We start from the raw sequence: 12179 nt of genomic DNA, 5'->3' as shown, positions 1-12179 counted from the left end.
GATCAACATCCGGTCCGGCGAATCCGATGCCGAGCCCGGTCCCAATTCCGTCCCAATTTCTGGCAAGAAGTCAGGGGCAGCGAACAGAGCAGCGGGATAGATGAGACAATCAACGATACTGATCGCCGCGCTTCTTTCGCTGGCACCGGCCGCAGCCTTTGCCCATCCGCACATCTTCGTGGAGGCGCGTCTCGAAGTCGTGGCCGGCAAGGACGGCAATGTCGAGGAACTGCGCAATGTCTGGCGCTTCGACGAGGTCTTTTCGTCCTCTGTGGTCATGGATTTCGACAAGAACACCGACCTGAAGCTGGAGCCGAACGAGCTGACCGACGTCGGCAACACGGTCAAGAAGTCGCTTGCCGATTACGACTACTACATGAACCTGACGATCAACGGGAAGAACATCACCGTCCAGAAGCCCGACATCATCCATGTCGACTACAAGGATGGCCAGCTGCTGATGTTCTTCGCGGTGAAGCCGGTGGAGAAGATGCCGCTGAAGGGCAGGCTCACCTTCGGCGTCTACGACCCGACGCTCTACACCTCGATCGATTTTCCCACAGACAACGAGCTGGCAATCGTCGGAGACGGCTTCAAGGCCTGCAAACATCAGGTGGTGCGGCCGGATGCCGACGAGGTGATCTCGCAAAACAAACAGTCGCTGACCGACGCCTTCTTCAACGATCCGACCGGCACCAACATGTCCAAACTCTTCGCCACCCGGCTGGAGGTCACATGCTGACAAAACGCCTGCCCCTCATCCTTTCCGCAGCGACCCTTACGCTGGTGACGGCTGCAAGTCTCGCTCATGCGCAATCGCCGCTCGGCATCGGCACGGCGGAACCAAGCTTCCAGCCGACAGGCGGGCCACTCGCACCGCTTTTGCTCTATGTGAACTATGAGCAGCAGGCCTTCTATCGGGCGCTGACCGGCGCCTTGAAGGCGATGCGCCAAGACCCGTGGCAGCTGGCATCGCTGATCGGCCTCTCCTTCGCCTATGGCGTCTTCCATGCCGCCGGTCCGGGCCACGGCAAGGCGGTCATCTCCTCCTACATGATCGCCAACGAGGTAGAATTGAAGCGCGGCGTGGTGATTTCCTTCATTTCGGCCTTCGTCCAGGGCGTGGTAGCGGTGGCGCTGGTCGGCGGCGCCTGGCTGGTGCTGCGCGGCACCGGCATCACGCTGACGGCGGCGACGCACGCGATGGAGATCGCAAGCTTCGTCATGGTCATCCTGTTCGGCGGCTGGTTGCTGTTCCGCAAACTGCGCTCGATGGTGGGCAACATGCCGCGCCGCCGGCTGATGGCGACGCCTGCCGGTCCGGTCAGCATGATGCTCGACTGGAAGGACAATGCCGCCGAACGCCAGGCCTATGCCTTCAACGGCAAGGCGCAGGCTGTGGAAGCCGGCCACACCTTCGTTCCCGGCATTGTCTGCGAGACCTGCGGCAATGCCCATGTGCCCGATCCGGCCCTGCTCGGCGGCGACAGGTTCAGCGTCCGCGAGGCCTGGTCGGCGATCGTTGCCGTCGGTCTGCGCCCCTGCTCCGGCGCACTTCTGGTCATGACCTTCTCGCTATTGAACGGGCTCTATCTCGGCGGCGTGCTTTCGGTCGCCGCCATGTCGCTTGGCACGGCGATCACCGTTTCCCTGCTTGCCACACTTGCCGTCACCGCCAAGAGTGCGGCCGTCCGCCTCTCCGGACGCGGCTCGACCGCCTCGATCTGGATCGGCAACGCCATCGAAATCCTCGGCGCCGTGCTTGTCATGCTGATGGGCGCTCTGCTGCTCGGGGCCTCGCTGCAGGGCTAGAGCAATTCCAGCAAAAGTGCGCAGCGGTTTTGCGTCCGGACTTGCGCAAAACAACGATCGAGCATTTCCGTGACTCGGAGAGCAACGGAAATGCTCTGGACCTATTTCCCCCGGCTGCGCTGGTAGCGCGCCCGCAGCCAGAAAACTGCAAAAAATGCCAGGATCAGGCAGACGCCGACGACGATCGCCAGCGTCGGCGAGAAATTGCCGATCCACAGCACGATGGTCGGCAGGAAATAGATGACGAGAGCGGCGCCAAGCAGGATGATGCCGGCGGCGGTTGCCTGCGAGCGGCTTTCCGGGCTCATACGAGCCTTTCCTTTTCAAGATCGGCGCGGACATCCTGCAGGCGGCGGATCTGGTTGCCCTCGGCGTCGAAATTCCCAGGCGAAAGCCAGGCTTCGAAGGCATCGTTGATCATCGGCCATTCGGCATCGATCATCGAGAACCAGGCGGTGTCGCGGTTTCGATGCTTGGAGATCATGTGCTGGCGGAAGACCCCTTCGAAGCTGAAGCCGTAACGGGCGGCCGTCGTCTTGCTCGCTTCGTTGTTATTGTCGCATTTCCATTCGTAGCGGCGGTATCCGAGATCCTCGAAGACGTGTTTGGCCATCAGATAATGCGCCTCGGTTGAAAGCGGCGAACGCTTCATCTCGACGCCATGCGCCACACCGCCGATCTCGACGACACCGTTCGCCGGGTCGGCGCGCATGTAATTGGCCATGCCTTGAATCTTGCCGGTGGCGTTGTCGCGGAAGATATGGGTGAGCCAGCCGGACTTGGTGTAGGCGCTTTCCAGCCAGTTGGCGAAATCGTCGATACCGGAGAAGTCGTCCTGGGCGAAATAGAGAAGCAGCGGATTGATGCCCATGCCGCCGAGCCCGTCCCACAGCGCCTCGAGATGTTCGGCGCGCCGATAGGGCTCCACGGTAACGAAACGGCCCTTCAGTGTGACCGGCTTCGGCGCCGGGCAGCCCTTGAAATTTGCAAGATCGCGCATGTCCACTCCCTTTTTCGCAAGAGTGGATAGGCCAGCCACCCAACAAAGGCAACCGGCCTAAAGCGCGTCGCAATCTTTCAGATTCGCTCCTCGCGCTTTCGGTCCTTATTTCCAACGCATGTCGTTGTCGCAAAACCGCTGCACAGTTTTGCGCGACATGCTTTAGATGTCACTGTGACAAGGTCACCTTGGCCGAGGACACCGTTGCCTCGATATGGTCGACCAGTTGGTCGGCAAGGCCGAGGCGGCCGGCAAGCAGATCGAGATAACCGCGCTCGGCGCGCGAATCCGGGTCGATGGTCAGCCGCGAGGCGGTGTAAAGCTCGACGCGCTGTTCTTCCGTCGTCGCGGCGGCAACGAGCGCATCAATATCCGTCGGCGAAGCGAGTTCATGCTCGATGAAGGCCGCTGCCTCGCCGCTGACATCGGCGGCCTTGACCTTGTCCATGATGAGGGCGCGTTCGGCATCGTCGATATGGCCGTCGGCCTTGGCGGCGGCGATCATCGCGCGGATCAGCACGAGGACGAATTCATTGCTGCCGGCAGGCGATGTCGGTCCGAAACCGGATTCGGCAGGCGGCGGTAGGAGAACCGGATTATTTGCCGACGGTGCATCCGAGGGGGCTGCGGGCGCCTGTCCCGCCTGGTAATTCTTGTAGGCCTGGTAGCCGAGGCCGGCAATCGCGGCAAGACCGCCGATCGCCAGTGCATTGCCGGCAATACCGCGGCCGGTCTTGGTGCCGAGAAGCACGGCGGCAATGGCGCCAGTCGCCAGCGGATTGTTCTTTGCCGTCTGCACGGCGTCGCCGGCCCTGTCGCGGACCGAACCGCCGAGACCCGGCATCTGTGAACCCAAGAACTGGTCGAGAAGCTTCTTTGCGTCGAACATTCCTCGTCGTCTCCCTGTTTGAAACTGGAGGAGAACATAGGTTTGCGACGGCTGAAATACAAATAGGGGGAGCGGGATCGAGCCGTCAGGCTCGCCCGCCCCCTGCCGAAACTCAGGCCTTCAGCGCTGCCGCCTCTGCCGCGAGCTTGGTAATGCCAGCCCAGTCGCCGGCCGCGACCAGTTCCTTCGGCGCCACCCACGAGCCGCCGACGCAGATGACGTTCGGCAGCGAGAGATAATCATCGGCGTTCTTCAGCGAAATGCCGCCGGTCGGGCAAAATAGCGTGCCGGCAAGCGGCGAGGACAGCGCCTTGAGATAGGCGGCGCCACCGGCCTGCTCGGCCGGGAAGAATTTCAGCACCTGGTAGCCTTCTTCGCGCAGCGCCATGACTTCGCTGGCGGTCGCGGCCCCCGGAAGCAGCGGCACGTCGGAATCGGCAGCGGCATCGAGCAGCTCCTGCGTCGTGCCCGGGCTGACGATGAACTTCGAACCGGCCGCGACGGCAGCCTCCCAATGGGCGACATTGAGGATCGTGCCGGCGCCGACTTCGGCGCCCTCGACCTCGGCTGCGACAGCGCGCACGGCCTCGAGTGCTGCCGGCGTGCGCATGGTGATCTCGATCGCCTTCAGCCCGCCCGCGACGAGCGCCCGGGCCAGCGGCACCGCCGACTTGGCATCGTCGACGATCAAAACCGGAACGACCGGCTGGAGTTTCAGGATGGAAAGGAGCTTCTCTGTTTTCTCGCCCATGGTCGTGCGACTTCCTTGAAACGATTGAATTCGGATCCCGAATAACGCCCCGGCGGAACCTTGTCGAGATAAAACCAGGCCATATGACAAGATGGGTAGGAAATGCGCGGAAATTGGTCTACCGTGCCGCAATCGTCACAAAAGGTTCACCGGTATGGCGAAAGAGATCGAGCGGAAGTTTCTCGTACGCAGCGATGGATGGCGTTCCGCTGTCGAGACGAAATCTGTCCTCAGGCAGGGTTACATCGCCTCGATGGACGATCGTTCCGTGCGGGTACGCGTCCTCGACGGCAAGAAGGCGAGACTGACGATCAAGATCGGCCGCAGCACCATCACCCGTGACGAATTCGAATACGATATACCGATCGCCGACGCCGAAGAGCTGTTGCAGAACGCGATCGGCGTCGTCATCGAGAAGACGCGCTACCGCGTTCCGCATGAGGGGTTCGTCTGGGAAGTCGACGTCTTTACCGGCGAGCATCGTGGACTGGTAATCGCCGAGGTCGAAATGACGGCGGAAACCGATGATCCGGCCCTGCCCGCCTGGCTCGGCCGCGAAGTGACCGGCGATTTCCGTTATTCCAACCAGGCGCTTGCCACAGAATACGGGCACGACAGGCATGGCCTATCGCATTCGGCCTGACGCCGATTTCACCGAAGCGTTCCGCAGCGTCGCGACCAAGCAGCTGGAACACGCCGTCACTGTCCTCGGGGAACGCCCGGACGGCGCGCATGAGGCGATCCATTCTTTCCGCAAGAACCTGAAGCGACTACGCTCGCTCTATCGCCTCGTGGCCCGCGAGACGCCGGATTTTCAGGCCCAGGAAAATGCGCGGCTGCGCGATGCCGCACGCTCGCTTTCGGCGATCCGCGACGCTACCGCCCTCATCGGCACCGCTCAATATCTGCATCATGCAGCCCGCGGGAACGAGGAGAGCGAGGCGCTCGGCCGCATCGTCACCATTCTCGAAGGACGCCGTGACTGGATGGCCGAAGCCGAAAGCGGCCTGGAACAGCGGCTCGCGGAAACCTCCGGCGTTCTGAAGGAGGCGATCGCCGCATTGGACGCAGTCTCCTTTGATGGCGGCCACCGCAAGAATGCACGCATGCTGGCGAAGAGCTGGCGCCGCACTGCGCGCAAGGCCAAGGCCGCGCTTGCGGCTTGCCACGGCGAGGCATCGGCCGACGATTTCCACGATCTGCGCAAACGCACCTACGACTATCGGCTCTACCATACCCTTTTGCGCGACGTCTGGCCGGGCGCGATGAAGGCCAAGCGGGATGCGGCCAAGGAACTCGTCGAGGATCTCGGTCACATCCACGATCTCACCGTGCTCTCCGAACTGGTCGAGGCCGAACCGCAGCTCTTCACTCGCAATGACGACCTGGCGCATCTGCTCGACATCATCATCTTCCGCCAGCAGGAAGACCGGCGGCAAGCGCTGATCAAAGCCGAAGCCGTCTTCGCCGATGATGCCGACGAGGAAGCGCAGCGCATCGAGCTTCTCTGGCTGATGGCCGGGAGTTGAGAGACGGCGAAACCGGAAGTGCTTGTGCGCTGCTCTGCATTTCCGATTGCTTCAGCATCTGAAGATTTTCGCGGGGAAACCTGTTGACCTCAACCAATCTTGAGGTCCTAGCCTGCGGTGGTCGAACAAGCAGAGACTTGATCCGCGAGGAAAAAATGACCGCCGAAAATGCCGCGATGCCGAAGGTGCTCGGGCTCTACGAGACCCATCTGACCGTTGCCGATCTCAAGACCTCCACGGATTTCTACCGCGATGTCGTCGGGCTCGAACCTGCCGCCTCATTCGAGGAGCGTAAAGTCGCTTTCCTCTGGGTGGACGACAGGAAGACCGGCATGCTCGGCCTTTGGGAAACAGGAACCGGGCCGCTGAAGATGCGGCTGCATATCGCCTTCCGCATGACCGCCAACGGCGTGCTTCAGGCGCCCGCCATTCTCAGGGCAAAGGGTGTGGAACCTCTCGGCTTTGCCGGTGAACCGGTGACGGAACCGGTGGTTCTCGGCTGGATGCCGGCGCTGTCGATCTATTTCAAGGATCCGGACGGGCACTCGATCGAGTTCATCAACGTTCTCGACGACATCCCCGACCGGAGTTTCGGCGTGCGGCCGTTTTCCGCGTGGCAGGCGCGAGCGTAATCGATCAGCGATCAAGGCCGCCGCTGGCGAAGGCAATTGCGCGGCCCGCCGATTTTCTGTATTTCCGGCCCATGACCGACAGCCTGACCCACACCAGCCCGTTCCTCGTGGCCGCACTTTACCATTTCGTTTCCGTGCCGCGCTTTGCCAGCCTGCAAGCGCCGCTGCAGACGCTTTGCGAGGAGAACGGCGTCAAGGGAACGCTGCTTCTGGCGCATGAAGGCATTAACGGCACGATCGCGGGCCCGGATGCCGGCATTCACGCCGCGCTCGCCTTCCTGCGCGCCCAGCCGGAATTTTCGGGCCTGGAGCACAAGGAAAGCCGCGCCTCGAAAATGCCCTTCCTGCGCATGAAGGTGAAGCTGAAGAAAGAAATCGTCACCATGGGCGTGGAGGACATCGACCCCAACAAGGTGGTCGGCACCTATGTGGCGGCCAAGGACTGGAACGCTTTGATTTCCGATCCTGATACCATCGTCATCGACACCCGCAACGATTACGAGACGGCAATCGGCACCTTTCGCGGCGCGCTCGACCCGAAGACCAAGACTTTCCGTGAATTTCCCGATTGGGTGCGCAACAATACCGGCCTGCACAACAAGCCGAAGGTCGCCATGTACTGCACCGGCGGAATACGTTGCGAGAAGGCCACCGCTTTCATGAAGGCTGAGGGCTTCGACGAGGTCTATCATCTGAAGGGCGGCATCCTGAAATATCTGGAGGAAGTGCCGCAGGAGGAAAGCCTCTGGGATGGCGCCTGCTTCGTCTTCGACGAGCGCGTCTCCGTCGAGCACGGTCTGAAGCAAGGCGAACACAGGCTGTGCCACGCCTGCCGCAACCCGATCACCGCCGAGGAAATCAGCTCGCCGCTCTACGAGGAAGGCGTTTCCTGCAGCCACTGCTACCACTCGCGCACGGAGGAAGACCGGCTGCGCTACCGTCAGCGGCAGCACCAGATCGCCCTCGCGAAAAAGCGCGGCCAACGGCATATCGGCAGCTGAGCCGGGGTTCCGTTTGGACCAGCCTTGCTGCCTGAGGATGATCGGGCCGCCGGTCAGGCTGCGCCGATACGGCGCCGAGTTTCCGGCCCGGCTGCACGCCGCTCGTTCAGCATCTCGGTGATAAGGTCTGATGTCACAGGCTTTCCGAACCAATAGCCCTGCAGGCAGTCGCAGCCGAAAAGGCGCATGGCTATTGCCTGCTCCTCGGTCTCGATGCCTTCGGCCGTCACCGGAATGTCGAGCGAGCGGGCGAGCGCCACCGTCGCCTGCAGCATCTCGCGCTGGCGTTTGTCTTCGTTGACACCCATGACCAGCGAACGGTCGATCTTGATGCGGTCGAAGCCGAACTGCCTGAGATAACCGATCGAGGAGAAGCCAGAACCAAAATCGTCGAGCGCCACCTTGACCCCCAGCCCCTTCAACCGTTCGATCGACTGGCGGGTGCGCTGCGGATTCTGGATCATGTAGCCTTCGGTGATCTCGAGCGTGATGCGGCCGGCCTCAATCTCCGTCTGCTTCAGCACGTAGCGCACATAGTCGGTAAAGGCGGGATTGCGGAACTGGCCGGGCGAGACGTTGACCGAAACGTTGAGGTCCGGCCATTGTTTCGCCGTCTCGCAGGCTTTGCGTAGCACGAACAGACCGAGCGATTCGATGAGGCCGCTGGTCTCGGCAATTGGGATAAACAGTTCGGGCGATACAGGGCCATGGCCCGGACGGTTCCAGCGCACCAGCGCCTCGACGCCGGTCATCGCATGCGTCGCCGCATCGATCAGCGGCTGGTAGGCAAGCGTCAGGTCGCCGCTTTCGATAGCGATCCGAAGGTCGAGTTCCAGCGCATTGCGCTGCTCTCGATCGGCATCCATCGACGGATCGTAGAGCGTCATGCGCGCGCGGCCGGCCTCCTTTGCCTTGTACATGGCAAGGTCGGAACGGCGCACCAGCTCCTCACGCCCGATCGCACCGAAAGGCGACATGGCGATACCAATGCTTGCCCCGACGACGACGACACGGCGACCGATCTCCAATGGCTCGACGAGAAAATCGAGGATCTGTTCGGCAAGCTGCAGGGCGGCGGCATTTTCGCTGTCGGAGAGAAAGGCGATCGCAAATTCGTCGCCGCCAATACGGGCGAGAACCGCACCCTGCGGAATGAGCACAGCGAGCCCGGCCGCGACCGCACGGATCAACTGATCGCCGGTGCCGTGACCATAGCTGTCGTTGACTTCCTTGAAGCCATCGAGGTCGAGGTAGAGGAGCAGCACATTGCGCTTTGTCTGGCGTGCTTCGATGACAAAACGATCGACGGCGAGCCCGAGACCATCCCGATTGGAAAGGCCGCTCAGCCTGTCGCGCAGCGCCTCCTCGCGGGCGCTGCCTTCCTCTGCCTTCAGGCGGCGGCCGGCAAGCCAGCCGATGACCAGCAGCACTACGAAAAACAATCCGACGAGACCGAGCGCCTGGATGACCATCGGCCGCACCTGTGCATAGGCGATATCGCCGGGTGAACGCGAGGCCCAGACGAGCTTGCCGAGCGTTGCCCCCGTCGGATCGACGATCGGTACGAGATAGTCGGCCGCAAAGCTCGGCGGCGCCAGCCTCAGCCCGCCGATGACATAGGTCTGGCCGAGAGCAGTCACCCTGTCGTCATCGAGATGGCGAGCGAAAACGAGATAACGATGCTGGTCGGCGGGCACGTCAAGCGCACCAGACTTTTTCCGCACCAATGCCACGCCGACGGCGGCAATGCCCCGCTTGGTGGTGACGAAACCGACCGCCTGAGGACGATCGGCCGGACCGGCCGCCTTCACCGTGTCGAGCAGGGTCCAGAGCGACGGCGCGAAGAAATCCGTGAGCGGCTCCTCCATCGGCTTGCCGTCGCGATAGGCCATGATTGCCTTCTTCTCACCATCGATGACGATCGCCATGTCGAACAGCGAGCTGTTGACCGACATCTCGCCGTAATTGCTCACCGTCCAGGCCATGCCATCAGGCGCGTAGACGTTGACGGCGGCGTCGTCCCAGGCGGCGTAATCGTCGAGCGTCGCGCCGAGCTGATCCTCGAAGGTCTTCACTGCGCCGACCGTCGTTTCGCGCGAGCGCTCGTCATCGAGGAGATTGGCATTTTCGGACACGCGTTCGAGCGCCGTCAGCACCATGATGGTGACGACAGCGACGATGACGGCGAAGGAAAAAAGCACGCCCGTGACGGTGATGTGACGGCCTATTCCCAATCCTTTTCTCTGCGACTTTCCGGCGGTCTGCATTACGACTCCCTGACCGTCGGACTTTGCCAGCCAAGGGTTCAAAAACGTTTAAGCAACCGGCTGTTGCAGGTTTCTGACGAGCTATTTTTGTGTCGCCGCCTGAGGACGCGCCTCTAACCCGGCTTGTGATTGCCCTTCGGGAATTTTGTCGCAAGTTCGCGATACCATTTGCCGCTCTTTTTTACCGTGCGTAGCTGGGTCTCATAATCGACATGGACCAGACCGAAGCGCATGCGGTAGCCTTCCGCCCATTCGAAATTGTCCATCAGGCTCCAGGCGAAATAGCCGCGTAGGGGATAGCCGTCCTTGATGAGGCCGGCAACGATTTCGAGGTGATCGCTGACATAGTCGAGGCGCATCGTGTCGTCGACCTCGCCGTCGATGACATCTGTGTTGTCGCAGGCGCCGTTCTCGGTGATGTAGCATTCCGGCAGTTCGTAGCGGCGGTAGAGATCCTCGATCGAGAGCTTCAGGCCCGGCGCATAGATTTCCCAGCCGATATCGGTCTTGACGTCGCTTGCCGGCGGCGCCTCCACCGTCCAGGGGAAATCGCCTTTGCGTTCGGCATCGTCGGTGACCCGCTCGGGCTTGTAATAGTTCAGGCCCCACCAGTCGAGTTTCTGGCTGATGAGCTTCAGGTCGCCATCCTCGATGACGGGCATGCGGTCGCCGAGCGCCTCGACGAATTCCTTAGGATATTCGCCCTTGAAGACGGGATCGAAGAAGGCGCCGTTGTGGAACTGATGCGCACGCTCGCCGGCGGCAAGATCGGCCGGGCTGTCGGAGCCGGGAATGACCGAGGCGGCGTTGAGCACAAGCCCGACGGGCACATTTGGGGCTTCCGAGCGGATCGCCTCGACGCCGAGACCATGGGCAAGGTTCATGTAATGCATGGCATGAAGGGCGGCCTGCATGTTGCGCTCGCCCGGAGCATGGATGCCGTAGAGGTGGCTGAGCCAGACGATGCACCAGGGTTCGTTGAAAGTCGCAACCCGGTCGAGGCGATCGCCAAGGCGGTTCATCACCGTCTTGGCATAGCGCTGAAACGCATAGGCGGTCGAGCGCGCGGTCCAGCCGCCCTCGCCGGCAAGCAACAGAGGCAGGTCCCAGTGGTAGAGCGTCGCGAAGGTCTTGATGCCGCGTGCCTTGCAGCCGTCAACCAGCCGGTCGTAGAAATCGAGGCCGGCCTCGTTCACTGGACCCGTACCGTCGGGGATAATGCGCGGCCAGGCGATCGAGAACCGGTAGGCTTCGACACCCATCTCCTTGATGAGATCGAGGTCCTGTTCCAGGCGATTGTAGTGATCGCACGCAACGTCGCCGTTATCGCGATTATGGACGCGGCCGGGCATATTGCAGAAAGCATCCCAGATGGACGGCTTGCGGCCATCGGCTTTGCTGGCGCCTTCGATCTGGAAGGCGGCGGTGGCAACGCCGAAGGTGAAGTCACCGGGAAAGCGGTCTGCGAGTTTTTTCGGATCGATCATCAGGAAATCCTATCTCTCGGGTTGAACCGTTTGCGCCGGATTTAGCCAAGCCTGAAGGCAAAGTACAGGCTGGCGGCGAGAAAAACTGCAACGTTGCAGGAGGAAAAACAGAACAGCTGCAACGCCGCTGCAGCCGCCCCTCCCCCACCACGCAGCCGACCTCATAACGGCAATGTCAGCAGTCGTGACTTGGCCGTTGAGACCGCGATCCTTACACGGGAAATGGCATCACAAATATGAAAGGAATCCAATGCTGTCTTCGATCCATCTGCTGAGCTTGCTGCGCATCGTCTCGTCACTTGTGCTTTTCAGCTACGGAACGCAGAAGATCCTGCATTTTCCGGTTGCAGCAAGCGTGCCGCCCGCAGGCTCGCTGCCCTGGATTGCCGGCCTTCTCGAACTCACCCTCGGCTTCCTGGTCCTGGTGGGATTCCAGACCCGCATCGCAGCCTTCGTGCTCTCCGGCCTGATGGCCTTCGCCTATTTCATCGGGCATGCATCGAAAGGCATCTACCCCGCCCAGAACGGCGGCGTCGCGGCGATCCTGTTCTGCTTCGTGTTTCTCTATCTGGTGGCGGCAGGTGCCGGACCGTTGAGCGTCGACAATCTGCTGAAGCGCGGCCGCACGGCTGCTACCTGATCAAAAATAAACAAAACGCCGAGGCGGCTTGACCCCGCCTCGGCACCTTTTCATGGGGCGATGTGGATCGGTAAATTCAGACCTTGACCCATGCGCCGTTCTTCTTGGAAGACGCGACGCAGGCTTCGACAAAAGCCACACCCTTCACGCCGTCATCGACGGTGGGGTAGA

13 protein-coding genes are annotated in these 12179 nt (G+C 61.7%); 7 read left to right on the top strand and 6 right to left on the bottom strand.

Going from position 1 to position 12179, the window contains the following annotated elements; translation table 11 throughout:
• Positions 1-100 precede the first annotated feature (100 nt).
• Both C3Y91_RS01490 and C3Y91_RS01485 read left to right on the top strand, forming a co-directional pair.
• A complete protein-coding gene (locus tag C3Y91_RS01490; RefSeq protein ID WP_024322287.1) occupies positions 101-742 on the top strand; it encodes a DUF1007 family protein in 642 nt (213 codons plus the stop codon).
• Entirely contained in the window at positions 736-1812 is a 1077-nt protein-coding gene (locus C3Y91_RS01485) for a nickel/cobalt transporter (protein WP_024322286.1), read from the top strand. The genes C3Y91_RS01490 and C3Y91_RS01485 overlap by 7 nt, the downstream gene beginning before the upstream one ends.
• Before the next feature lie 101 nt (positions 1813-1913).
• Here C3Y91_RS01485 and C3Y91_RS01480 read toward each other — a convergent pair whose 3' ends face one another.
• The 4 genes from C3Y91_RS01480 to C3Y91_RS01465 form a co-directional block, all read right to left on the bottom strand.
• A complete protein-coding gene (locus C3Y91_RS01480) occupies positions 1914-2120 on the bottom strand; it encodes a hypothetical protein (RefSeq protein WP_018483508.1) in 207 nt (68 codons plus the stop codon).
• On the bottom strand, positions 2117-2812 hold the full coding sequence (locus C3Y91_RS01475) for a GNAT family N-acetyltransferase (RefSeq protein ID WP_024322285.1): 696 nt from the start codon (positions 2810-2812) through the stop codon (positions 2117-2119). The genes C3Y91_RS01480 and C3Y91_RS01475 overlap by 4 nt, the downstream gene beginning before the upstream one ends.
• 169 nt (positions 2813-2981) lie before the next feature.
• Positions 2982-3701 (bottom strand): tellurite resistance TerB family protein, encoded by a 720-nt coding sequence (locus C3Y91_RS01470; protein ID WP_018072739.1) that lies wholly within the window; start codon positions 3699-3701, stop codon positions 2982-2984.
• Positions 3702-3813: 112 nt separating this feature from the next.
• Positions 3814-4452 carry a 2-dehydro-3-deoxy-phosphogluconate aldolase gene (locus tag C3Y91_RS01465; protein WP_024322284.1) on the bottom strand — a complete coding sequence of 213 codons (639 nt, stop codon included), beginning with the start codon at positions 4450-4452 and terminating at the stop codon, positions 3814-3816.
• A 154-nt stretch (positions 4453-4606) separates the two neighbouring features.
• Between C3Y91_RS01465 and C3Y91_RS01460 the strand changes: the two genes are divergently transcribed.
• From C3Y91_RS01460 to trhO, 4 genes are all read left to right on the top strand, one after another.
• A complete protein-coding gene (locus C3Y91_RS01460; protein WP_024322283.1) occupies positions 4607-5095 on the top strand; it encodes a CYTH domain-containing protein in 489 nt (162 codons plus the stop codon).
• Positions 5073-5981, top strand: coding sequence for a CHAD domain-containing protein (locus tag C3Y91_RS01455; protein ID WP_024322282.1), 909 nt, complete (start codon positions 5073-5075; stop codon positions 5979-5981). The genes C3Y91_RS01460 and C3Y91_RS01455 overlap by 23 nt, the downstream gene beginning before the upstream one ends.
• A gap of 155 nt (positions 5982-6136) precedes the next feature.
• Positions 6137-6613 carry a VOC family protein gene (locus C3Y91_RS01450; RefSeq protein ID WP_018072735.1) on the top strand — a complete coding sequence of 159 codons (477 nt, stop codon included), beginning with the start codon at positions 6137-6139 and terminating at the stop codon, positions 6611-6613.
• 71 nt (positions 6614-6684) lie between these two features.
• A complete protein-coding gene (gene trhO, locus C3Y91_RS01445) occupies positions 6685-7614 on the top strand; it encodes an oxygen-dependent tRNA uridine(34) hydroxylase TrhO (protein ID WP_024322914.1) in 930 nt (309 codons plus the stop codon).
• Positions 7615-7667: 53 nt separating this feature from the next.
• On the opposite strand, the gene C3Y91_RS01440 is transcribed toward trhO, so the two are convergent.
• Both C3Y91_RS01440 and C3Y91_RS01435 read right to left on the bottom strand, forming a co-directional pair.
• A complete protein-coding gene (locus tag C3Y91_RS01440) occupies positions 7668-9881 on the bottom strand; it encodes a putative bifunctional diguanylate cyclase/phosphodiesterase (protein ID WP_130656255.1) in 2214 nt (737 codons plus the stop codon).
• Between the two features lie 113 nt (positions 9882-9994).
• Positions 9995-11368: a GH1 family beta-glucosidase gene (locus C3Y91_RS01435; protein WP_130665131.1), complete on the bottom strand. Its 1374-nt coding sequence runs from the start codon at positions 11366-11368 to the stop codon at positions 9995-9997.
• Positions 11369-11618: 250 nt separating this feature from the next.
• Here C3Y91_RS01435 and C3Y91_RS01430 point away from each other — a divergent pair, with 250 nt between their 5' ends.
• Positions 11619-12008 carry a DoxX family protein gene (locus tag C3Y91_RS01430; RefSeq protein ID WP_168275424.1) on the top strand — a complete coding sequence of 130 codons (390 nt, stop codon included), beginning with the start codon at positions 11619-11621 and terminating at the stop codon, positions 12006-12008.
• The last annotated feature ends 171 nt before the right edge of the window (positions 12009-12179 follow it).

The sequence above is a fragment of the Rhizobium ruizarguesonis genome (assembly GCF_012349115.1).
Lineage (GTDB): Bacteria > Pseudomonadota > Alphaproteobacteria > Rhizobiales > Rhizobiaceae > Rhizobium > Rhizobium ruizarguesonis.
Note: the sequence above shows the minus strand (reverse complement) of the source record. Positions and strands in the feature narration are given on the sequence as shown.